Origin of the sequence: Leclercia sp. LSNIH8 (assembly GCF_002920195.1) — a bacterium.
In the GTDB taxonomy this organism is placed as follows: Bacteria; Pseudomonadota; Gammaproteobacteria; order Enterobacterales; family Enterobacteriaceae; genus Enterobacter.
In genome coordinates this window covers 152,454-175,623 of sequence record NZ_PQJY01000008.1, presented here as the reverse complement: position 1 = coordinate 175,623, position 23,170 = coordinate 152,454, and the positions used below count along the sequence as shown (strand labels likewise).

General features: G+C 57.7%; 21 protein-coding genes. 15 read left to right on the top strand and 6 right to left on the bottom strand.

Annotated features, from left to right (window positions below; genetic code table 11):
- Positions 1–97 precede the first annotated feature (97 nt).
- The 5 genes from rnc to acpS are packed head-to-tail and all read left to right on the top strand — an operon-like array spanning position 98 to position 3,537.
- Complete coding sequence (rnc, locus tag C3406_RS20360; RefSeq protein WP_103180753.1) at positions 98–778, top strand: ribonuclease III; 681 nt, start codon at positions 98–100, stop codon at positions 776–778.
- Positions 775–1,680 (top strand): GTPase Era, encoded by a 906-nt coding sequence (gene era / locus C3406_RS20355; RefSeq protein ID WP_103180752.1) that lies wholly within the window; start codon positions 775–777, stop codon positions 1,678–1,680. Before rnc ends, era begins: the two co-directional genes overlap by 4 nt.
- Before the next feature lie 11 nt (positions 1,681–1,691).
- Positions 1,692–2,402, top strand: coding sequence for a DNA repair protein RecO (gene recO, locus C3406_RS20350; protein ID WP_103824594.1), 711 nt, complete (start codon positions 1,692–1,694; stop codon positions 2,400–2,402).
- Positions 2,403–2,425: 23 nt separating this feature from the next.
- On the top strand, positions 2,426–3,157 hold the full coding sequence (gene pdxJ / locus C3406_RS20345; protein ID WP_103181123.1) for a pyridoxine 5'-phosphate synthase: 732 nt from the start codon (positions 2,426–2,428) through the stop codon (positions 3,155–3,157).
- Positions 3,157–3,537 (top strand): holo-ACP synthase, encoded by a 381-nt coding sequence (gene acpS, locus C3406_RS20340; RefSeq protein WP_103824595.1) that lies wholly within the window; start codon positions 3,157–3,159, stop codon positions 3,535–3,537. Before pdxJ ends, acpS begins: the two co-directional genes overlap by 1 nt.
- On the opposite strand, the gene C3406_RS20335 is transcribed toward acpS, so the two are convergent.
- Positions 3,534–3,794 carry a YfhL family 4Fe-4S dicluster ferredoxin gene (locus C3406_RS20335; RefSeq protein ID WP_103824596.1) on the bottom strand — a complete coding sequence of 87 codons (261 nt, stop codon included), beginning with the start codon at positions 3,792–3,794 and terminating at the stop codon, positions 3,534–3,536. The genes acpS and C3406_RS20335 overlap by 4 nt on opposite strands.
- A 56-nt stretch (positions 3,795–3,850) precedes the next feature.
- Entirely contained in the window at positions 3,851–4,699 is an 849-nt protein-coding gene (locus C3406_RS20330) for a MurR/RpiR family transcriptional regulator (protein ID WP_103824597.1), read from the bottom strand.
- A 118-nt stretch (positions 4,700–4,817) separates the two neighbouring features.
- Between C3406_RS20330 and murQ the strand changes: the two genes are divergently transcribed.
- The 4 genes from murQ to tadA are packed head-to-tail and all read left to right on the top strand — an operon-like array spanning position 4,818 to position 8,283.
- A complete protein-coding gene (gene murQ / locus C3406_RS20325; RefSeq protein WP_103824598.1) occupies positions 4,818–5,711 on the top strand; it encodes an N-acetylmuramic acid 6-phosphate etherase in 894 nt (297 codons plus the stop codon).
- Positions 5,712–5,721: 10 nt separating this feature from the next.
- Entirely contained in the window at positions 5,722–7,074 is a 1,353-nt protein-coding gene (locus C3406_RS20320) for a PTS transporter subunit EIIC (RefSeq protein ID WP_103824599.1), read from the top strand.
- A gap of 3 nt (positions 7,075–7,077) precedes the next feature.
- Positions 7,078–7,713: a phosphatidylglycerophosphatase C gene (yfhb, locus tag C3406_RS20315; RefSeq protein WP_103824600.1), complete on the top strand. Its 636-nt coding sequence runs from the start codon at positions 7,078–7,080 to the stop codon at positions 7,711–7,713.
- 30 nt (positions 7,714–7,743) lie between these two features.
- Positions 7,744–8,283, top strand: coding sequence for a tRNA adenosine(34) deaminase TadA (gene tadA / locus C3406_RS20310; protein ID WP_103824601.1), 540 nt, complete (start codon positions 7,744–7,746; stop codon positions 8,281–8,283).
- Here the strand turns inward: tadA and mltF are convergent.
- Complete coding sequence (mltF, locus tag C3406_RS20305) at positions 8,171–9,721, bottom strand: membrane-bound lytic murein transglycosylase MltF (protein ID WP_103824602.1); 1,551 nt, start codon at positions 9,719–9,721, stop codon at positions 8,171–8,173. The two genes, tadA and mltF, sit on opposite strands and share 113 nt — an antisense overlap.
- A gap of 268 nt (positions 9,722–9,989) precedes the next feature.
- Here mltF and purL point away from each other — a divergent pair, with 268 nt between their 5' ends.
- The 5 genes from purL to glnB all read left to right on the top strand — a co-directional run bounded on the left by purL (position 9,990) and on the right by glnB (position 18,413).
- Positions 9,990–13,877, top strand: coding sequence for a phosphoribosylformylglycinamidine synthase (purL, locus tag C3406_RS20295; protein ID WP_103824603.1), 3,888 nt, complete (start codon positions 9,990–9,992; stop codon positions 13,875–13,877).
- A gap of 577 nt (positions 13,878–14,454) precedes the next feature.
- Positions 14,455–15,888: a two component system sensor histidine kinase QseE/GlrK gene (gene qseE / locus C3406_RS20290; RefSeq protein ID WP_103824604.1), complete on the top strand. Its 1,434-nt coding sequence runs from the start codon at positions 14,455–14,457 to the stop codon at positions 15,886–15,888.
- Complete coding sequence (gene qseG, locus C3406_RS20285) at positions 15,885–16,661, top strand: two-component system QseEF-associated lipoprotein QseG (RefSeq protein ID WP_103824605.1); 777 nt, start codon at positions 15,885–15,887, stop codon at positions 16,659–16,661. Before qseE ends, qseG begins: the two co-directional genes overlap by 4 nt.
- The gene (gene glrR / locus C3406_RS20280) at positions 16,658–17,995 is read left to right on the top strand and encodes a two-component system response regulator GlrR (protein WP_103824606.1); all 1,338 of its coding nucleotides are present in this window, start codon (positions 16,658–16,660) and stop codon (positions 17,993–17,995) included. The genes qseG and glrR overlap by 4 nt, the downstream gene beginning before the upstream one ends.
- Positions 17,996–18,074: 79 nt before the next feature.
- Positions 18,075–18,413, top strand: a complete 339-nt coding sequence (glnB, locus tag C3406_RS20275) for a nitrogen regulatory protein P-II (protein WP_003860685.1) — start codon at positions 18,075–18,077, stop codon at positions 18,411–18,413.
- A 108-nt stretch (positions 18,414–18,521) separates the two neighbouring features.
- Here the strand turns inward: glnB and hmpA are convergent, their stop codons facing one another.
- The gene (gene hmpA / locus C3406_RS20270) at positions 18,522–19,712 is read right to left on the bottom strand and encodes an NO-inducible flavohemoprotein (RefSeq protein ID WP_103824607.1); all 1,191 of its coding nucleotides are present in this window, start codon (positions 19,710–19,712) and stop codon (positions 18,522–18,524) included.
- Between the two features lie 304 nt (positions 19,713–20,016).
- Between hmpA and glyA the strand changes: the two genes are divergently transcribed.
- The gene (gene glyA / locus C3406_RS20260) at positions 20,017–21,270 is read left to right on the top strand and encodes a serine hydroxymethyltransferase (RefSeq protein WP_103180737.1); all 1,254 of its coding nucleotides are present in this window, start codon (positions 20,017–20,019) and stop codon (positions 21,268–21,270) included.
- A 48-nt stretch (positions 21,271–21,318) separates the two neighbouring features.
- Here glyA and C3406_RS20255 read toward each other — a convergent pair whose 3' ends face one another.
- Together C3406_RS20255 and C3406_RS20250 are read right to left on the bottom strand one after the other, a co-directional pair.
- Positions 21,319–21,741 carry a DoxX family protein gene (locus tag C3406_RS20255; protein ID WP_103180736.1) on the bottom strand — a complete coding sequence of 141 codons (423 nt, stop codon included), beginning with the start codon at positions 21,739–21,741 and terminating at the stop codon, positions 21,319–21,321.
- Between the two features lie 127 nt (positions 21,742–21,868).
- Entirely contained in the window at positions 21,869–23,065 is a 1,197-nt protein-coding gene (locus C3406_RS20250) for an ROK family protein (RefSeq protein ID WP_103824608.1), read from the bottom strand.
- Positions 23,066–23,170: the final 105 nt, after the last annotated feature.

Sequence of the window (23,170 nt, the reverse complement as noted above, 5' to 3'; positions counted from 1 at the left end):
GGCGCTGATTCAGTGCCACGGCACACGAAACCGCGTTGGCTTTCTCAGGACGGTTTCGTGTGCTGCATTTTTGACGCATTTATTCTATTGGTATCGCATGAACCCCATCGTAATTAATCGGCTTCAACGGAAGCTGGGCTACACTTTTCAGCATCAGGAGTTGTTGCAACAGGCATTAACCCATCGCAGTGCCAGCAGCAAACACAATGAGCGACTCGAATTTCTGGGCGACTCCATTTTAAGTTTTGTTATTGCGAATGCGCTTTATCACCGTTTCCCGCGTGTGGATGAAGGGGATATGAGCCGCATGCGTGCAACGCTGGTACGTGGCAATACGCTTGCCGAAATTGCCCGTGAATTTGAACTGGGTGAATGCCTGCGACTCGGGCCTGGCGAACTGAAAAGCGGCGGCTTCCGTCGTGAATCTATTCTCGCGGATACGGTCGAAGCGTTAATCGGTGGTGTTTTCCTCGACAGCGATATCCAGACGGTGGAGCAGCTGATCCTTAACTGGTATCAGACGCGTCTGGATGAGATCAGCCCGGGTGATAAACAGAAAGATCCAAAAACCCGTTTGCAGGAGTATTTGCAGGGTCGCCATCTGCCGCTGCCATCTTATCTGGTGGTGCAGGTTCGTGGCGAAGCACACGATCAGGAGTTTACCATCCATTGCCAGGTCAGTGGCCTGAGTGAACCGGTGGTTGGCACAGGTTCAAGCCGTCGTAAGGCGGAACAGGCTGCCGCCGAACAGGCGCTGAAAATGCTGGAGCTGGAATGAGCGAAGAAAAAAGTTATTGTGGATTTATTGCCATCGTTGGACGTCCGAACGTAGGCAAATCAACCCTGCTGAATAATCTGCTGGGGCAAAAGATCTCTATTACCTCCCGCAAGGCGCAGACCACGCGTCACCGCATTGTCGGTATCCATACCGAAGGGGCATATCAGGCGATTTATGTCGATACCCCCGGTCTGCATATGGAAGAGAAGCGCGCCATTAACCGTCTGATGAACAAGGCGGCGAGCAGCTCTATCGGCGACGTTGAGCTGGTGATTTTCGTTGTCGAAGGTACCCGCTGGACCCCGGACGACGAGATGGTGCTGAACAAACTGCGTGACGGCAAAACGCCGGTGATCCTCGCGGTCAACAAAGTGGACAACGTGCAGGAAAAAGCCGATCTGCTGCCGCATCTGCAGTGGCTGGGTAGTCAGATGAACTTCCTCGATATCGTCCCGCTCTCTGCCGAGACCGGTCTGAACGTCGACACCATCGCGGGCATCGTGCGCAAGCATCTGCCGGAAGCGATTCATCACTTCCCGGAAGAGTACATCACTGACCGTTCTCAGCGCTTTATGGCCTCTGAAATCATCCGTGAGAAGCTGATGCGTTTCCTCGGCGCGGAACTGCCGTACTCTGTCACCGTTGAAATCGAACGTTTCCAGACCAACGAGCGCGGCGGGTATGACATCAACGGGCTGATCCTCGTTGAGCGCGAAGGGCAGAAGAAGATGGTTATTGGCAACAAAGGCGCCAAGATTAAAACCATCGGTATTGAAGCCCGTAAGGACATGCAGGAGATGTTTGAAGCGCCGGTTCACCTGGAGCTGTGGGTGAAAGTGAAATCTGGCTGGGCCGATGACGAGCGCGCGCTGCGCAGTCTTGGTTACGGCGACGACGTATAAGCCACTAAAACGTGGATGGATGGCAAAGAGCCTTTGTCCTTCACAGTCGTCCCTGGAGCGAAACCAGCCTGATGCTGGACGTCTTCACGGAAGAGTCAGGCCGCGTGCGCCTTGTTGCCAAAGGCGCACGTTCCAAACGTTCTAACCTGAAGGGTGCTTTGCAGCCCTTCACACCGCTGCTGGTACGCTTTAGCGGACGTGGGGAAGTGAAAACCCTGCGCAGTGCCGAAGCCGTCTCTCTGGCGCTCCCTCTCTCTGGTATTACGCTCTACAGCGGTCTGTATGTTAACGAGCTTATTACGCGCGTGCTTGAACATGAGACCCGCTTCTCTGAACTCTTTTTCGATTATCTGCACTGTCTTCAGGCCCTGGCGGGTACCACCGGTTCGCCGGAACCGACGCTGCGCCGCTTTGAGCTGGCGTTGCTTGGGCACCTGGGGTATGGGGTCGATTTTCTGCACTGTGCGGGCAGCGGCGAGCCGGTAGAGGACACCATGACCTACCGCTATCGTGAGGAGAAGGGCTTTATCGCCAGCGTGGTTATCGACAACAGTACCTTTACCGGGCGGGATCTGCGGGCGCTGGCGGAACGCGAATTTCCGGACGCCAGCACTCTGCGGGCGGCAAAACGCTTTACCCGTATTGCGCTCAAGCCGTATCTTGGTGGCAAGCCCTTAAAGAGCCGCGAATTATTCAGGCAGTTTATGCCAAAGCGTAAATGAACAACGAGAAACCGAGGATTGTCATGGCTGAATTACTGTTAGGCGTCAACATTGACCATATTGCCACGCTGCGCAATGCGCGCGGAACCGCCTATCCTGACCCGGTCCAGGCGGCCTTTATCGCCGAGCAGGCGGGTGCCGACGGCATTACCGTGCATCTGCGCGAGGACCGTCGCCATATTACCGACCGCGATGTGCGTATCCTGCGCCAGACCCTGGACACCCGCATGAATCTGGAGATGGCCGTCACCGAAGAGATGCTGGCAATTGCCGTTGAGACCAAACCGCACTTCTGCTGCCTGGTGCCGGAGAAGCGCCAGGAAGTGACCACCGAAGGCGGCCTGGATGTGGCCGGTCAGCTGGATAAGATGCGTGACGCCTGCAAACGTCTGGCCGATGCCGGGATTTTAGTATCCCTGTTTATCGATGCCGATGAAGCGCAGATCAAAGCCGCCGCCGACGTTGGCGCGCCGTTTATTGAGATCCACACCGGCTGCTACGCCGATGCCGAAGACGAAGCGACCCAGGCGAAAGAGCTCGATCGCATCGCCAAAGCGGCAACCTACGCGGCGGGTCTGGGCCTGAAGGTCAATGCCGGTCACGGTCTGACCTATCATAACGTTAAGGCCATTGCGGCGATCCCGGAGATGCACGAGCTGAACATCGGCCATGCGATTATCGGGCGCGCGGTGATGAGCGGTCTGAAAGAAGCGGTGTCAGAGATGAAGCGCCTGATGCTGGAAGCCCGCAAGTAATGGCTATCCTCGGCTTAGGCACGGATATCGTTGAGATCGCCCGTATCGAGGCGGTGATTGCCCGCAGCGGCGATCGCCTTGCCCGCCGGGTGCTCAGCGATAACGAGTGGGCCATCTGGGAAGCGCACCAGCAACCGGTGCGTTTTCTTGCCAAACGTTTTGCAGTGAAGGAGGCGGCGGCAAAAGCCTTCGGGACGGGGATCCGCAACGGTCTGGCGTTCAATCAGTTCGAAGTCTTTAACGATGAGCTGGGCAAACCGCGCCTCAGGCTGTGGGGCGAGGCGCTAAATCTGGCCGAAAAGCTGGGCGTGGCGCACATGCACGTGACGCTGGCGGATGAGCGCCATTACGCCTGCGCCACGGTGATTATCGAAAGTTAAATCTTATCGGCGTGGTGCATCAGAACGAACTTGTCCCACAGCTGCTCTTCCGATTCAGGATGTGCCGGATCTTTCAGGATAGTATTGGGGATCGGGCACACCTTCTGGCAGGTTGGCGTCTCATAATGACCCACGCACTCGGTGCAGCGGTCGCTGTTAATCTCGTAAATGCTCTCTCCCATTGAAATTGCCTGGTTAGGGCATTCGGGTTCGCACATATCGCAATTGATGCATTTTTTGGTGATTAACAGCGCCATCAGGAAATTCTCAGAAACAACACAAACAGGGCGGGCATTATACGCTCATTGTCTGTTCAAACCAGTTTTTTTACCAATGCCTCGCTATGGCGAATACGTTCCGGGGCATGCTCCAGATCTTGCTGAACCAGCGCCATAAACAGCAGATCGGTCAGCATCATCTGCGCGCTGGTGGACGAGATCGCCGCGCTGCGGGTGGCCTGCTCTTCAGCAATGGTATACAGACAGCGCGTGGCCCGCTGCTGCAGGGCATTGGGAGTAAAGCCGGTGATCGCCAGAATTTTGCCCCCCACGCGCAGCACTTCATCGGCGGCCAGATTAATCTCGCGGCGTTCGCCGGAATAGGAGAGGGCCAACAGCAGATCGTCAGGCTCCATCGCCTGTACGGTAGCCAGCAGGGCATGCATGTCCTGTTCGACAATGGCAATCACGCCGATTTTATTCAGTTTCCAGCCGAAGTTACGCGCCACCAGCCCCGAGGCGCCGATGCCGGTAAGGATCACCCGTCTTGCCGCCCGCAGCATGGCCACGCTCTCCAGCAGCTTCTCTTCGCTATTGACGTCCAGCGTGGCGTGCATCGCCGCCACGTTCTCTTTGATGAGCTTTTCCCCGACCAGGCGCATCGGATCGTCGCCGCGGATCTGGTTATGAACCGGCATGGATTGCGGATTCGGGTTGCTGGCCAGCGCCTCGCTGAGCGCCAGTTTCAGGGCGGGAAAACCTTTGAAACCAATCTTTTGCGCGAATTTTACCACGCTTGACTGGCTCACGCCCGCCTCGCTGGCAAGCTGCTGGGAGCTTAAATGGCGGGCACGATCGGGCTGCGAGAGTAAAAAATCCGCCAGCTTTTTATCGCTCTGGGCAAAACCCGCGTATCGCTGGCGGATGCGAATTAGACAGTTCATAGGGACTCCTGGCGAAATGTGATGACTGCAGCAATTGCGAATTCTGCTCGCCTGAATGAATTTTATATTCCATGATAATGCGCTTATTATGAATTAAAAATTCTTGAGGCACAAAAAAATGAATCTCGGCTCACTGGTATCAGAATCACGCAACCCACAAACCCTCGACCTGGATGCACTCTCCACGCTTGACCTTGTTCATCGCTTCAACCAACAGGATACGCTGGTCGCGCAGGCAGTGAAAGAAACATTGCCCGAGGTAGCTAAAGCGGTGGATGCCGCGGCAGACGCGCTGAAAGCGGGGGGACGCATTATCTATATGGGGGCAGGCACCAGCGGACGGCTGGGGGTGCTGGATGCTTCAGAGTGCCCACCCACCTTCGGCGTACCACATGGCCTGGTCATCGGCCTCATCGCCGGTGGGCCGGGGGCACTGCTGAAAGCGGTGGAAGGGGCAGAGGACAGCAAGCAGCTCGGTGAAGACGATCTCAAAGCACTTAATCTGACCGCGCAGGATCTGGTGGTCGGGCTGGCGGCCTCCGGGCGCACGCCGTACGTGATTGGCGGGCTGGAGTATGCGAACCAGACCGGCTGCACTACCGTGGCCATCTCCTGCAATCCAGGCTCACCCATTGCCCAGGTGGCGACGATCGCCATCTCGCCGGTTGTCGGCCCGGAAGCGCTGACCGGCTCCACCCGCCTGAAATCCGGCACGGCGCAAAAGCTGGTGCTGAATATGATCTCCACCGGGGCAATGGTGAAGTTCGGTAAGGTCTACCAGAACCTGATGGTGGACATGAAAGCGACCAACGTGAAGCTTATTGATCGGGCGTGCCGCATGGTGGTCGAAGCCACCGGCGCCTCCCGCGAAGAGGCGGAAAAGGTACTGCAGCAGACCGAGTATGACGTCAAACCGGCCATTCTGATGATTTTAAGCGGGCTGGATGCCGCTGCGGCGCGCGCCAGGCTTGACGCGCATCAGGGATTCTTACGTGCGGCATTAGAAAACTAAAGAGGCGTACATGGAAAAAACAGTAGCGCTCGCCAGCGGTATTCTTGCGGGGATCGGCGGGGAAAAAAATATACGGCGTCTGGAAAACTGTATGACGCGGGTGAGGGTGGAAGTTCAGGATGACGACAAGCTCGATCCAGCCACCCTGAAAAAACTGCCTGGCGTCAGCGGATACGTAAAGCAGGGGGAGCAGCACCAGCTTATCGTCGGGCCCGGTAAGGCCGCGCAGGTGGTGGATGCCATGCGCTCCCTGATGGGCGGGGCGGTGATTGATGATGCCGAGCGCACCAAAGCGCAGGCAAAAGCCAAATATAAAGCCCCGATGAGCGATGCGCTACGCATGCTGGCAAATGTCTTTATTCCGCTCATTCCAGCCTTTATTGCTTCAGGGCTTATCACCGGCATTATCAATATCCTGAAACGCCCGGACATGGTCGGGGATTTTGCGACCCAATATCCAAACCTGCTCGGGATCCTCGGCATTTTCGGCAGTGCGGTCTTTGCCATCATGCACATTCTGGTGGGGGTGAATACCGCCAAAGTGTTTGGCGGCTCGCAGGCATTAGGCGGGGTGATGGCCGGCATTCTCTCCAGCCCGCAGCTGGCGCAGATCACCCTGTTCGGCGAAGCGCTGCAGCCGGGACGCGGCGGGGTTATCGCCGTGCTGCTGGTGGTGGTGCTGATGTGCTGGCTTGAGAAAAAGCTGCGTAATATCCTGCCAGGCTCCCTGGAGCTGATCCTCAACCCGCTGCTGACCACGCTTATCACCGGCAGTATCGCCATCATCGCCCTGCAGCCGCTGGGAGGCTGGATCTCGGAGTCCATCGCCCACGGTGCCTCCTGGGCTATCGATCGCGGTGGATTCCTGGTAGGGGCAGTGCTGTCGGGCACCTTCCTGCCGCTGGTGCTGACCGGTTTACATCAGGGGCTGGTCCCGATCCACGTTGAGCTGGTGCAGGCGCACGGCTACAACGCCCTGCTGCCTATCCTGGCAATGGCCGGGGTCGGACAGATCGGCGCGGCCATCGCGGTGCTGATGAAAACCCGCAATGCACGCCTGAAAAAGGTGATCAAAGGGGCGCTGCCGGTCGGGCTGCTGGGCATCGGCGAGCCGCTGATTTTTGGTGTCACTCTCCCGCTCGGCAAGCCGTTTATCGGGGCCTGTCTGGGCGGCGCGGTCGGTGGGGCGCTGATCGGTTACTGGAAAGTGGCGACCGTCATCACCTTTGGTATTTCCGGATTACCGCTGGCATTAACCATCGTGACCGGAAAAGTCATGCTCTATCTGTTAGGCTATTTGGTAGCGGTGATCGCCGGGTTCCTGTTTACCTGGCTGTTAGGGTTTAACGATCCAGAGGAGTAAGGTTTGGCAAATAACGAGCGTCGCGTAGTCTTTTTTGATCTGGACGGAACGCTGCATCAGCAGGATATGTTCGGCACGTTTATGCGCTATTTACTGCGCCGACAGCCCCTGAATGCCCTGCTCGTATTGCCTCTGCTGCCGATCATTGGCGGCGTGTTGCTGGTGAAGGGGCGCGCCGCTCGCTGGCCGATGAGCCTGCTGCTGTGGGGGTGTACCTTCGGCCACAGCGAAGCCCGGCTTAAACAGCTGGAGAAAGAGTTTGTCACCTGGTTTCGCGAGCATGTCACCGCCTTTCCGGTGGTGCAGGATCGGCTGACAAACTACCTGGACGCCAACGATGCCGACATCTGGCTCATTACCGGCTCGCCGCAGCCGCTGGTGGAACAGGTCTATTTTGATACCCCCTGGTTGCCGCGCGTTAACCTGATCGCCACCCAGATTGGCCGCGCCTACGGCGGCTGGGTGCTGACCATGCGCTGTCTTGGGCATGAGAAGGTGGCACAGCTGGAGAAGAAAATTGGCACCCCGCTGCGGCTCTACAGCGGCTACAGCGACAGCAAACAGGATAACCCGCTGCTCTACTTCTGCCAGCACCGCTGGCGCGTCACGCCGCTGGGCGAACTTCAGCAACTGGAATGATTTTGTGATTATGCATAGCGGGTGTGTATAATGCGCCCGCTTTTCAGACTGGAGTATGCTGCGTTGTCCGACCCTGAACTTAATCATGAATACTGGATGCGCCATGCGCTCCAGCTTGCCCAACGTGCCTGGGATGAAGGCGAAGTCCCGGTCGGTGCCGTGCTGGTACACAATAATCAGGTGATCGGCGAAGGCTGGAATCGCCCGATTGGTCGCCACGACCCCACCGCCCATGCCGAAATTATGGCCCTGCGCCAGGGCGGGCTGGTGCTGCAAAACTACCGCCTGCTGGACACCACCCTGTATGTCACTCTTGAACCTTGCGTCATGTGCTCCGGCGCCATGATCCACAGCCGGATCGGTACGGTGGTGTATGGCGCGCGGGATGAAAAAACCGGTGCGGCAGGTTCGCTGCTGGACGTGCTCAGTCACCCCGGCATGAACCATCAGGTCAAGGTTATTGGAGAGGTGCTGGCACCAGCGTGTTCGGCGATGCTAAGTGACTTCTTTCGAATGCGGCGTCAGCAGAAAAAGCAGCAAAAGGCAGAATTGAAGTTATCGGGTGAGTAAGCTCATCCGGTGCCACCACCGGATAGGCCTGGGCCAGCTGCTGGGCTGCCTGCGCCTCTTTCTCTTTCTCCATCAGATACCCCACCAGGCTTATCTGGTATTTGCGGATATTTTCCACGTAGGCGTACGCCTCGTGGCCGCGCGCGTAGCCATAGGTCAACTTGCTGTAATACGGCTTCTGGCTCAGTAGCGGCAGACGCTGTTTTACATCAGACCAGCTGTCGGGGTTGCCTTTGGTTTTCGCGGTCAGGGCGCGGGCATCGATCATATGGGCATAGCCCATGTTATAGGCCGCCAGCGCAAACCAGATCCGCTCCTCTTCCGGGACGCTCTCCGGCACTCTGTCCATCATCGCCTGCAGGTAGCGCGCGCCGCCGCTGATGCTCTGCTCAGCATCGGTACGATCGGTCAGGCCCAGGCTCTGGGCAGTGTTTTTGGTCAGCATCATCAGGCCGCGTACCCCCGTTGGCGAGGTGGCCAGCGCGTCCCAGTGAGACTCCTGGTACGAGATGGCGGCCAGCAGTCGCCAGTCAATCTCCTGGGCATACTTCACAAACAGCGGCTTCAGCGTCGGCAGGACATTATCCACCGCCCGCAGGAAGCTGCGGGTATCGACATAGTCGAAGCCATCCCCGTGACCGAGGTACTTCTCCTCCAGACGCGCCAGCGTACCGTCTTCATTCATTCTGTTAAAGAAATCGAGCATGGCGGCGGAGAGCGTCTGGTCGGCGTCGAGAGGGCTGAACCAGGTGACAGGCTGCTCGTCAGTGACGTCCAGCGCCACGGCCAGCTCCGGGTGAACGCGCTGGAACAGGCTGATGGCAACCGAGTCGGCGATGGTGTAGGGCAATTTCCCGTCCGTCACCTGCTCCAGCAGTGCCGTGGTGCCGAGCTTCTTATCAACCTTCCAGCTAAGTTCAGGGTACTTTTTTTCTTTCAGCGCCCGAAGGTCGTCAATGACGACATGGCCCGGGGCAACGGTGAGCTGCTCGGCGGTGAGCCCGGCAAGCGTGCGTGGTCGCAGGCTGCCCACGCGATAGACCAGCTGCTGCGAGACAGAGTAGTAGGTTGGGCCTGGCTGATAGTTTTTGCTGCGCTCGCTGTTATAGACCAGGCCAGCAGCCAGCATGTCAGCCTTGTCATTGTCCAGGTCGTCAAACAGCTGGCTGATGTTCTGGCGTACCGTAATCTTGAGCTTTACGCCCAGATAGTCAGCAAAATGCTGCGCCAGCTCGTAATCCAGCCCAATGACTTTATCGTTGATCGCACTGTAGGTGAGGGGAGAGGCCACAGTACTGACGCGCAGCTCCCCCCGCGCCTGAATGGCGGCGATGCGATTTTCGGCTTTACCGAACCAGGGGATTGAAGGCCAAAGGGCCGCTGCCAGCAGCAGGGTCACGATGCCGATGAACAGATAATTAATCTTTAATTTTTTCAATAAGTTGATTCTATGAGCTGTGTATTATTTTGGTTTGTAGTCGTCACAGTAAAAACAAGTATTACCAAAGATTTCGCGGCATTTTGCGTAAAGTTACGCCACTTGGCAACTTATTAGCGGGAAAGGCAACACCAATGGTTAAATGACGACGACGATTTTATTACGACGCAAACGGTTTCGTCGGCGCACAGGATCCACTATAATGGCGCCCGTTTTCCCCCCTTGCGCACACTGTAAGCGCCTCCGGCGCTTCGAAGACGAGAGACTTATGATGGAAATTCTGCGTGGTTCGCCTGCACTGTCTGCCTTCCGTATCAACAAACTGCTGGCACGTTTTCAGGCGGCCGACCTTCCGGTAAGCAATATTTACGCTGAGTATGTCCATTTTGCTGACCTGAATGCTCCCTTAACGTCAGAGGATTTAGTCCGGCTTGAGCGCCTGCTGAAGTACGGCCCAAGCCTGAGCAGCCATACCCCGAACGGTAAACTTCTGCTGGTTACGCCTCGCCCTGGCACCATCTCCCCCTGGTCTTCTAAAGCAACCGACATCGCCCGCAACTGTGGTCTGAGCCAGATTAACCGTCTGGAGCGCGGCGTGGCCTATTACGTTGAAGCCTCCACCCTGACCGACGCCCAGTGGGCCGTTGTGGCAGCCGAGCTGCACGATCGCATGATGGAGAGCGTGTTCGCTTCTCTCGACGACGCGCAGCAGCTTTTCTCTCACCATCAGCCTGCGCCCGTGCAGAGCGTGGACCTGCTGGGTGAGGGCCGTCAGGCGCTGATCGACGCCAACCTGCGTTTAGGCCTGGCGCTGGCAGAAGATGAGATTGATTATCTGCAGGACGCGTTCATTAAGCTGAACCGCAACCCGAACGACATCGAACTCTATATGTTCGCGCAAGCCAACTCAGAGCACTGCCGCCACAAGATTTTCAACGCCGACTGGGTTATCGACGGCGAGCAACAGCCAAAGTCGCTGTTCAAAATGATCAAAAACACCTTCGAACAAACCCCTGATCATGTGCTGTCGGCCTATAAAGACAACGCCGCAGTCATGGAAGGTTCCGAGGTGGGCCGCTTCTTCGCCGATCGCGAAGCGGGGCGCTATGACTTCCATCAGGAGCCGGCGCATATCCTGATGAAGGTCGAAACCCACAACCACCCGACGGCGATCTCGCCGTGGCCGGGTGCTGCAACCGGCTCCGGCGGTGAAATCCGCGACGAAGGCGCAACCGGCCGTGGGGCAAAACCAAAAGCGGGTCTGGTGGGTTTCTCCGTCTCCAACCTGCGTATCCCGGGCTTTGAACAGCCGTGGGAAGAAGATTTTGGCAAACCAGAGCGTATTGTTACCGCGCTGGATATCATGACCGACGGCCCACTGGGCGGCGCAGCGTTTAACAACGAATTTGGTCGTCCGGCACTGAACGGTTACTTCCGTACCTACGAAGAAAAAGTGGACAGCCACAACGGCGAAGAGCTGCGCGGCTACCATAAGCCGATCATGCTGGCAGGCGGGATCGGCAACATTCGCGCCGATCACGTGCAGAAGGGCGAGATCGTCGTGGGTGCCAAGCTGATCGTGCTGGGCGGCCCGGCGATGAATATCGGTCTGGGCGGCGGGGCAGCCTCCTCTATGGCATCCGGCCAGTCTGATGCGGATCTCGACTTCGCTTCCGTACAGCGCGACAACCCGGAGATGGAGCGCCGTTGCCAGGAGGTGATCGACCGCTGCTGGCAGCTGGGCGACGCCAACCCGATCCTCTTTATTCATGACGTGGGCGCGGGTGGTCTCTCCAACGCCATGCCGGAGCTGGTGAGCGACGGTAACCGCGGGGGCCGCTTCAACCTGCGCGACATCCTGAGTGATGAACCCGGCATGAGCCCGCTGGAGATCTGGTGTAACGAATCCCAGGAGCGCTACGTGCTGGCCGTTGCCCCGGATCAGCTGCCGCTGTTTGACGAGCTCTGCCGCCGCGAGCGCGCCCCGTATGCGGTGATCGGTGAGGCCACCGAAGAGATGCACCTCTCCTTAAGCGATACTCACTTCGACAACCAGCCGATCGATCTGCCGCTGGACGTGCTGCTGGGTAAAACGCCGAAGATGACCCGCGACGTTGAATCCCGCAAAGCGAGCGGTAAAGCCCTCGACCTGCAGGGTGTGACCGTTGCCGAGGCGGTTAACCGCGTTCTGCATCTGCCGGCGGTGGCGGAGAAAACCTTCCTTGTCACCATCGGTGACCGTACCGTGACCGGCATGGTCGCCCGCGATCAGATGGTGGGCCCGTGGCAGGTGCCGGTGGCGAACTGCGCGGTCACCACCGCCAGCCTCGACAGCTACTACGGTGAAGCGATGGCGCTGGGCGAACGCTCTCCGGTGGCGCTGCTGGACTTTGCCGCCTCTGCCCGTCTGGCCGTGGGTGAAGCGCTGACTAACATTGCCGCCACCCAGATTGGCGACATCAAACGCATCAAGCTCTCCGCCAACTGGATGGCCGCAGCCGGTCACCCGGGTGAAGACGCCGGGCTGTACGAAGCGGTGAAAGCGGTGGGTGAAGAGCTCTGCCCGGCGCTGGGCCTGACCATTCCGGTGGGTAAAGACTCCATGTCGATGAAAACCCGCTGGCAGGAAGGCAACGAACAGCGCGAGATGACTTCGCCGCTGTCGTTGGTGATCACTGCGTTTGCCCGCGTGGAAGACGTGCGTCACACCATCACGCCACAGCTCTCTACCGAAGACAACGCCCTGCTGCTGATTGACCTGGGTAAAGGTCACAACGCACTGGGGGCCACCGCACTGGCGCAGGTTTATCGCCAGCTGGGCGACAAAGCGGCAGACGTGCGCGATGTGGCGCAGCTAAAAGGCTTCTACGACGCCATTCAGGCGCTGGTGGCGCAGCGTAAACTGCTGGCCTATCACGACCGTTCCGACGGCGGCCTGCTGGTCACCCTGGCGGAAATGGCCTTCACCGGCCACTGCGGCGTGGAAGTGAATATTGCCTCTCTGGGTAACGATAATCTGGCTGCGCTGTTCAACGAAGAGCTGGGCGCCGTGATTCAGGTGCGTGCGGCCGATCGCGAGGCAGTGGAAGCGCTGCTGGCGCAGTACGGTCTCGGCGACTGCGTACATTATCTGGGTAAAGCGGTGAGCGGCGATCGTTTTGTTATCGACGCGAATGGCCAGACGGTCTTTGCCGAAAGCCGCTCCACGCTGCGTATGTGGTGGGCGGAAACCACCTGGCAGATGCAGCGTCTGCGCGATAACCCGGCGTGCGCCGATCAGGAGCACGAGGCGAAAGCCAACGACAACGATCCGGGCCTGAACGTGAAGCTGTCGTTCGACATCAATGAAGATATTGCCGCGCCGTACATTGCGAAGGGTGCGCGTCCAAAAGTGGCTGTCCTGCGCGAGCAGGGTGTCAACTCCCACGTTGAGATGGCGGCCGCCTTCCACCGTGCAGGCTTCGATGCCATCGACGTTCACATGAGCGACCTGCTGGCAGGGCGCACCGGTCTGGCTGATTTCCAGGCGCTGGTGGCTTGCGGCGGCTTCTCCTACGGTGACGTGCTGGGCGCGGGCGAGGGCTGGGCAAAATCCATCCTCTTCAACGAACGCGTCCGCGATGAGTTCGAAACCTTCTTCCATCGTCCACAGACCCTGGCGCTGGGCGTCTGTAACGGCTGCCAGATGATGTCGAACCTGCGTGAGCTGATCCCGGGCAGCGAAGCCTGGCCGCGCTTTGTGCGTAACCAGTCCGATCGCTTCGAAGCGCGTTTCAGCCTGGTGGAAGTGACCCAGAGCCCGTCTCTGCTGCTGCAGGGAATGGTGGGGTCGCAGATGCCGATCGCTGTCTCCCACGGTGAAGGGCAGGTTGAACTGCGTGATGCCGCGCATCTGGCGGAGCTGGAGAGCAAAGGTCTGGTGGCGCTGCGCTTTGTCGATAACTTCGGCAAGGTAACGCAAAACTATCCGGCAAACCCGAACGGCTCTGCCAACGGGATCACCGCGGTGACCAGCGAAAGCGGTCGCGTCACGGTGATGATGCCGCACCCTGAGCGCGTGTTCCGCACCGTCAGCAACTCCTGGCACCCGGAAAACTGGGGCGAGGACAGCCCGTGGATGCGTATCTTCCGCAACGCGCGTAAGCAGTTAGGTTAAGAGATCGTTGTTGTGCCCGGTGGCGCTTCGCTTACCGGGCCTCCAAAGGCCGGATAAATTTTGTAGGCCGGGCAAACGCAGTGCCGCCCGGCAATTCCCCAGTGTCGCAAATGTGCGACAACTCACATTCTGCGGTGTCGCCAAAAAGCGACACTTAAGTTTTTGATTTTTATAGGGGTAACAAGAATCCTGTCAGGGTGTTGCCGATTAGCGACAGATAGCCTGAAAATCATCACGGGCTGAATGAATCTCGAAGACCCTATAAGTTCATACTTTTCAACATATTAATATTTTTATTTGCATTTTGGCACATCTGTTGCATAATAGTAACCAGTGGCTCATTCACCTTCTTATGTCAGCCCCTTCGGGACGTGCTACATAAACTTCGAATGACGCACAAAAAGGTGCCTGCCGTCCAACTACTGATCATAGCGTTGCTTTATCAGACCCAGGGCGAAACGTCGAGTTAGGCACCGCCTCATTCCACAACAAAGCCGGGTTTTTAACCCGGCTTTGTTGTATCTGAACGCATGTCCGGCTAGCATCCCCTTACCCCCTCGCGACAGAGAGTAATGCGTTGAAACGCTGGCCAGTTTTCCCTCGCTCCTTACGACAGTTAGTCATGATGGCCTTCCTGCTGATCCTGCTGCCTTTGCTGGTGCTGGCTTGGCAGGCGTGGCAGAGCCTGAACGCGCTTAGCGCGCAGGCGGCGCTCACCAACAGAACCACCCTGATTGATGCCCGCCGCAGCGAGGCGATGACCAATGCTGCCCTGGAGATGGAGCGCAGCTACCGGCAGTATTGCGTCCTCGACGACAGAACGCTGGCGCGGGTCTACCAGGATCAGCGTAAGCGCTACAGCGATATGCTCGACGCCCATGCCGGTGTACTGCCCGACGATAAGCTCTATCAGACGTTGCGCCAGGATCTTAACGCTCTGTCCCAGCTGCAGTGCATTAACAGCGGGCCTGATGCCCAGGCCGCTATGCGGCTGGAGGCCTTTGCGAATGCCAATACCGAGATGGTTCAGGCGACCCGGTCGGTGATCTTCTCCCGCGGGCAACAGCTCCAGCAGGAGATTGCCGAGCGCGGCCAGTTCTTTGGCTGGCAGGCGCTGGTCCTTTTTCTGCTCAGCCTGCTGTTAGTGCTGCTCTTCACCCGGATGATCATCGGCCCGGTTAAGGGCATTGAGCGGATGATCAACCGGCTGGGGGAGGGGCGCTCGCTGGGCAATACCGTGGCCTTTACCGGCCCGCGCGAGCTGCGTTCGGTCGGGCAACGTATCATCTGGCTGTCGGAGCGGCTGTCGTGGCTCGAATCCCAACGCCACCAGTTTTTACGCCATATTTCCCATGAACTGAAAACGCCCCTCGCCAGCATGCGTGAAGGTACCGAACTGCTGGCCGATGAGGTTGCCGGGCCGCTGACCCCGGAGCAAAGAGAGATTGTTGAGATCCTCGATGCCAGCAGCCGTAACCTGCAAAAGCTGATTGAACAGCTGCTCGACTACAACCGTAAACTGGCCGACGGCATCCCGGAGCTTGAGCGCGTAGAGCTCGCGCCGCTGGTGGATATGGTGCTGTCTGCTCACAGCCTGCCTGCACGCGCTAAAATGATGCATACTGAACTGGCGCTGGCGACACCCGCCTGTTTAGCCGAGCCGATGCTGCTGATGAGCGTGCTGGATAATCTTTATTCCAATGCGGTGCACTATGGTATTGAATCCGGTACCATTTATGTTCGCAGTTTTACGCGCGGCTCGCGAGTCTGTATCGATGTCGCCAACACCGGAAGCCCGATCCCCGACGATGAAAAAACGATGATCTTTGAACCCTTTTATCAGGGGAGTCATCAACGAAAAGGGGCGGTGAAGGGAAGCGGCCTGGGGCTGAGTATCGCCCGCGACTGTATTCGTCGTATGCATGGAGAGCTTAACCTTGTCACTGACGACCATATCGATGTGTGCTTTCGCATCGAACTGCCGCTTGAGTCGGAAAAACTACTAAAATGAATCTAAATCTGGTGAGTATGTCACATGTCTTTTCCCGCGCCATTAACGCGGTATTTTCCGGTCACTCTCTCTTTCTGAGCCTTCCCTGCCTGCTGCTGGCCGGGTGCGTTACCAGTACGCCGACCAGTGCCATCAGCGACAAGCAGGGTGAAAAATTGCCTGAGCATCAGCTGGCGGACTTCCTGTCTACCGACTGCAATAATATCTGGCAGCTGCACGGTCAGGAGACCGACAGCAACCCGCTTTACTGGCTGCGCGGCATGGACTGCGCAGATCGCCTCTCACCCGCCGCCGCGCGTGCAGAGGCGAGGGGATGGGACGATGATACCTGGCAGGAGAGTTTTAAACGCGGGATCCTGCTGGCCAATGCCAAAATTAACCCGGTAGAGCGGCGCCAGTTGACTACCCGTCTGGATGCGCTGAGCCCGCAAATCCCGGCCCAGGTACGCCCGCTCTATCAGCTGTGGCGACACGGTCAGGTGCTGCAACTGCAGCTGGCGGAGGAGCGTTTCCGCTACGGTAAGCTGCAGCAGACGACCGACGGTGAACTGGATACCCTGCGCCAGCAGCAGCAATACCTGCGCGCGCAGCTGGACACCACAACCCGCAAGCTGGAAAACCTGACCGATATTGAACGGCAGCTCTCCACCCGTAAGCCGGTCAGTAACTATCTGCCGGACGCGCCGAAGAGTGCCGCGTCGCCCGCCGGCACCGAGGGTGATGCGACCGAGCCGAAAAGCGATGCCCCGAAACAGGAGGAGGTAAAGCCATGACAAGCCGAAAACCTGCGCATCTTTTGCTGGTGGATGACGATCCCGGTTTGCTGAAGCTGCTGGGGATGCGTCTGGTGAGCGAGGGTTACAGCATCGTGACCGCCGAAAGTGGTCAGGAGGGGCTAAAAGTGTTGGGTCGCGAGAAGATCGATCTGGTGATAAGCGATCTACGCATGGACGAAATGGACGGCATGCAGCTCTTCACCGAGATCCAGAAGCTCCAGCCCGGCATGCCGGTGATTATTCTTACCGCCCACGGCTCCATCCCGGATGCGGTGGCCGCCACCCAGCAAGGGGTCTTTAGCTTCCTCACCAAGCCGGTGGACAAAGACGCGCTCTACAAAGCCATCGATGACGCGCTTGAGCACGCCGCCCCTTCGGGCGACGACACCTGGCGGGAGGCGATTGTCACCCGCAGCCCAATTATGCTGCGTCTGCTGGAGCAGGCGCGGATGGTAGCGCAGTCCGATGTCAGCGTGCTGATTAACGGCCAGAGCGGCACCGGGAAAGAGATCCTCGCCCAGGCCATTCACAACGCCAGCCCGCGCGGCAACAACGCTTTTATCGCCATCAACTGCGGGGCGCTGCCCGAACAGCTGCTGGAGTCCGAGCTCTTTGGACATGCGCGCGGCGCCTTTACCGGCGCGGTCAGCAGCCGGGAAGGGCTCTTCCAGGCGGCGGAAGGCGGCACGCTATTCCTCGATGAAATTGGCGATATGCCTGCGCCTTTGCAGGTCAAACTGCTGCGCGTGTTGCAGGAGCGCAAAGTGAGACCGCTCGGCAGTAACCGCGATATCGACATCAACGTGCGCATCATCTCCGCCACCCACCGGGATCTGCCCAAGGCGATGGCGCGCAACGAGTTCCGTGAAGATCTCTTCTATCGCCTCAACGTCGTTAACCTGAAGATCCCGGCGCTGGCGGAGCGGGCAGAAGATATTCCGCTGCTCGCCACCCAACTGCTGCGCCAGGCCGCCGAGCGGCACAAGCCGTTTGTCCGGGCCTTCTCCACCGACGCCATGAAGCGGCTGATGACCGCCAGCTGGCCCGGTAACGTGCGTCAGCTGGTGAACGTGATTGAGCAGTGTGTGGCGCTCACCTCCTCGCCGGTGATCAGCGATGCGCTGGTGGAGCAGGCGCTGGAGGGCGAAAACACCGCCCTGCCGACCTTCGTTGAAGCACGCAACCAGTTTGAGCTTAACTATCTGCGTAAGCTACTGCAGATCACCAAAGGCAACGTGACCCATGCCGCGCGCATGGCCGGGCGCAACCGCACCGAGTTTTATAAGCTGCTGTCGCGCCATGAGCTGGAAGCAAACGATTTTAAAGAGTGATACCCTAAATTCCGCCTGAATATGATACTGTGAGCAACCGATTACGAGGCAGCTGACAGGCATAAGTTTAAGGACCACCATGAAAAAGATTGATGCGATTATTAAACCTTTCAAACTGGATGATGTACGCGAAGCGCTGGCAGAAGTAGGCATCACCGGCATGACGGTGACAGAGGTGAAAGGCTTTGGTCGTCAGAAGGGCCACACCGAACTCTACCGTGGCGCGGAATACATGGTCGATTTCCTGCCAAAGGTGAAGATTGAAATCGTGGTGTCGGATGACATCGTGGATACCTGCGTCGATACCATTATCCGCACCGCGCAGACCGGCAAAATTGGTGATGGCAAAATCTTCGTCTTTGACGTGGCGCGCGTGATCCGTATCCGTACCGGCGAAGAAGACGACGCAGCGATTTAAACCCTTGCCGGGTGGCGCTGCGCTTACCCGGCCTGGGAAACCCGTAGGCCCGTGCAAGCGCAGCGCCGCCGGGCAAAAAAAAGCCCCTCTACTGAGGGGCTTTTTGCATTACAGCACCTTATGCGGGCCGAAGCATTCGTAGTGAATGTTCTCTTTATTCACCCCCAGCTCCAGGAGCTGCGCGGCGGCATACTGCATAAAGGCCACCGGGCCACAGACGTAGAACTGCATCTCCGGGGCGTGGAACTGCTCTTTATGCTCGCTCAACGCCATCAGGCCTTCGCTGTCGAAGCGGGCAGCGGCACGGTCGTCATCTGACGGCAGGCGATACCAGGTATGGGCAGTGAAGTGCGGCAGGCCGGCAGCCAGGCTTTTCACTTCATCAGAAAACGCATGCACTTCGCCATTCTCTGCGGCGTGGAACCAGTTCACCTGTGCCTTATGCTGCGCTTTCGCCAGGGTATCCAGCATCGCCAGCATCGGAGTCTGGCCGACACCGGCGGAGATCAGCGTCACCGGGGTATTGCTCTCAACGGCCATAAAGAAATCGCCTGCAGGCGCGGCCAGATGCACCACATCACCCACGCGGGCTTCGTTATGCAGCCATGTTGAAACCTGGCCGCCTTCCTCGCGTTTTACCGCAATGCGATAGCTTTTGCCGTTTGGCTTACGGGTCAGGGAGTACTGGCGGATCTCCTGATGCGGGAAGCCTTCAGGCTTCAGCCACACGCCCAGGTACTGGCCCGGCTGGTAATCGGCAACCGGCTGGCCGTCGACGGGTTCAAATTCAAAGCTGGTGATAAGCTGGCTGCGCGGGGTTTTTTCCACGATACGGAAGGCGCGGGTACCTTCCCAGCCGCCGGTCTTACTGGCGTTTTCGCTGTAGATCTGCGCTTCACGGTTGATAAAGACGTTCGCCAGCACGCCGTAGGCTTTGCCCCAGGCGTCCAGCACTTCCTGGCCCGGGCTGAACATTTCGTCCAGGGTCGCCAGCAGGTGGGTGCCAACAATGTTGTACTGCTCAGGTTTGATCTGGAAGCTGGTATGTTTCTGAGCGATTTTTTCCACTGCTGGCAGCAGGGCCGGCAGGTTCTCGATGTTACTGGCGTAGGCGGCAATGGCGTTGAATAACGCTTCGCGCTGATCGCCGTTACGCTGGTTGCTCATGTTAAAAATCTCTTTGAGCTCCGGGTTGTGCGTGAACATACGATCGTAAAAATGGGCGGTAAGTTTAGGACCCGTTTCGACCAGCAGGGGAATCGTGGCTTTTACGGTAGCGATGGTTTGGGCATCTAACATAGCAGCTTCCTTCAAATGTTACTTTAATAGTGTATTTTGAATGCATCTTATAAAAAATAACCCTGCTTTGTAAATGGTTCTTTGCAACATGAATTAACTGCATCACAAACCTGAAAAGAATTCCCTTTTGCAGGGCGAGGACGCTATTCCTCAAACCCTTGCGTGGCGGGTAGGTAAACGTTTGCGTAAAATCCTTTGTCAAGACCTGTTATCACTCTGCTAATCAGTTATACTGTTGCCCGTCGTCCATCAGGACTGCCTTTTCAGGCCAAAATTTACTTGTTAGCTGAGTCAGGAGATGCGGATGTTAAAGCGTGAAATGAACATTGCCGATTATGATGCCGAACTGTGGCAGGCTATGGAGCAGGAAAAAGTACGTCAGGAAGAGCACATCGAACTGATCGCCTCCGAAAACTACACCAGCCCGCGCGTGATGCAGGCGCAGGGCTCTCAGCTGACCAACAAATACGCTGAAGGTTACCCGGGCAAGCGCTACTACGGCGGTTGTGAGTATGTCGATGTGGTTGAACAGCTGGCAATCGATCGCGCAAAAGAGCTGTTTGGCGCTGATTACGCTAACGTGCAGCCGCACTCTGGCTCTCAGGCTAACTTCGCGGTCTATACCGCACTGCTGCAGCCGGGCGATACCGTTCTGGGTATGAACCTGGCGCAGGGCGGCCACCTGACTCACGGCTCCCCGGTTAACTTCTCCGGCAAACTGTACAACATCATCCCTTACGGTATCGATGAGTCCGGTAAAATTGACTACGCCGACATGGAGAAGCAGGCCAAAGAGCACAAACCGAAGATGATCATCGGTGGCTTCTCTGCCTACTCCGGTGTCGTTGACTGGGCAAAAATGCGTGAAATCGCAGACAGCATCGGCGCATACCTGTTTGTCGATATGGCACACGTTGCCGGTCTGATCGCCGCAGGCGTCTACCCGAACCCGGTTCCACACGCCCACGTTGTCACCACCACCACCCACAAAACCCTGGCGGGTCCACGTGGCGGCCTGATCCTGGCGAAAGGTGGCGACGAAGAGCTGTATAAAAAACTGAACTCTGCCGTCTTCCCAAGCGCGCAGGGCGGCCCGCTGATGCACGTTATCGCGGCAAAAGCCGTGGCGCTGAAAGAGGCGATGGAGCCTGAATTCAAGGTTTACCAGCAGCAGGTTGCTAAGAACGCCAAAGCGATGGTGGAAGTCTTCCTGAACCGTGGCTACAAAGTGGTCTCCGGCGGGACTGAAAACCACCTGTTCCTGCTGGATCTGGTTGATAAAAACCTGACCGGTAAAGAAGCTGACGCTGCCCTGGGCCGTGCCAACATCACCGTCAACAAAAACAGCGTGCCAAACGATCCGAAGAGCCCGTTTGTGACCTCCGGTATCCGTATCGGTTCTCCGGCTGTCACTCGCCGCGGCTTTAAAGAAGCGGAAGTGAAAGAGCTGGCGGGCTGGATGTGCGACGTGCTGGACAACATCAACGACGAAGCGGTTATCGAACGCGTGAAAGCGAAAGTGCTGGAAATCTGCGCCCGCTTCCCGGTTTACGCATAAGTCTGCCTCGCAGAACAAAAAGGCCGCGCAAGCGGCCTTTTTTTATGGCTAACGCCGGTCGATGGAGATAGCGCCCGGCCCGGCCACCGCCAGCAGCAGGAATCCGCCAGCGATGCTGATGTTCTTGAAGAAGTTAATCATGTTAGGCATCACCGCATCGCCACTCATATCCCAGTAGTGGTGCCCAATCAACGCCGTTCCCAGCGTATAAAAGACAAACAGCACCGCCAGTGGACGGGTAAAAAAGCCGAGCACGATAAGAATGGCGGCGGGCACTTCCATAATCACCGCGACAATGGCCGCCAGCATCGGCATCGGGGCGCCCAGCTTCACCATATACTGCACCGTGCCGTCAAAACCGAACATTTTAGGCACGCCGAAAATAATGAACAGAAGGATAAGGGCGAGACGGGCAATCAACAGGATCAGCGCCCGGGACTGACCAAAATCGAAATACCGTAGTGTGTTCATGGCAGGCTCGTTTGGGGTGGGATTTATCTTAAAGCTAATACACAAATTGCCGCCCCGCCATTCCGCTTTTCGCCATAAATCAGCCATCAGGATGATTTAAATTCCCCCCATTTCAGCATGTTCTCCGCTAGCCTTCCGCCAGCGCGTCCTCAACGAACAGAAAGCCAATGCCGATAATCTGCTGCTGCCGGGTTAAGCCGCCAAAGGCGATTTCCGTTTGCCGGTTACGCACCGCATCGCCATGATCGAAGGGGGTAAATCCAATCTGGCGATTGATGGTCTGCAGCCAGCGTTCGCCAAAGGCGCAGCTGCGGCCATAGAACCAGATTTGGTTGATATTAAGGATGTTGAGCAGGTTGTAGAGCGTCAGCCCGATGGCGTTGGCGGCCTCGTCAGCCCAGCGCTGAATTGGCGCGTTCCCCTGACGCCAGGCCTCAATCAGCTGCAGGCTGGTGAGGCTATCCGGGTCAAGCCCGAGGGTGCCGGGCTGGGATTTCAGCCATAAACGCGCCTGTTTTTTAAGGGCCGACAGGGAGGCGACCGTCTCCAGGCAGCCGTAACGTCCGCAGGCGCAGGCCACGCCGTCGCGATCGAAAATGGTGTGGCCGATCTGCCCGCTGCCGTTAAGCGTCCCGCGATAGACCTGGCCGTTAATCACGAACGAGGAGCCGATACCGTAATCGACATTAATCACGCAAAAATCGTCGCGGTTGGCCGGGTTTTGCCACTTCTCCGCCAGCGCCAGCATCACGCAGTCGTTATCCACCTTCACCGTAATGCCCAGTTTTTCTTCCAGCAGATACTTAATCTCAACCGGTTTTTTCCACGGCGCCTGGGGCATCATCTGCGACACCCCAGTGGCCGTATCGACCTGGCCGTGGATCCCCAGCGCCAGATTGATGCGCTGCCCCGGCCACTGTTTGCGCTGCTGCTGCCACAGGTTCTCAATGGCCTGTAACAACGCTTCGGGCGTCTGTGCGTTCACGTCAGTCCAGCGAAACTCGCCTAACGGCGACATGCGGGCGTCGATCAGCTGGCTCTCAATGCTGGTGGGGCTGACATTCATGCAGAGTATTAATGGCCCCTCATCGGGGATCTGATAATGGCCGCTGTTCATTCCCCGGGTGCTGAGGTTTTCACTGGAATGCCCCAGCTTTTTGTCCGCCACCAGCTCATCCAGGATCTTGCTTACCGCCGGAATAGAGAGCCCGGTGTGCTGGGCCAGCTGGGATTTGCTCAGGCGCTTGTAGCGCCAGACCAGGGACATGATCGTGCGGCGGTTATGCTGCCGTACCCTGTGATTGTTCAGACCGGATAGCTGCATTCACTAAACTCCGTTAATTATATTGCGTGAGCATTACGCAATCAGCGCGCTGAATTCCTCTCTACACTGCCATCTTATCGCTTTTTACTGTTATTTGTTTACTGG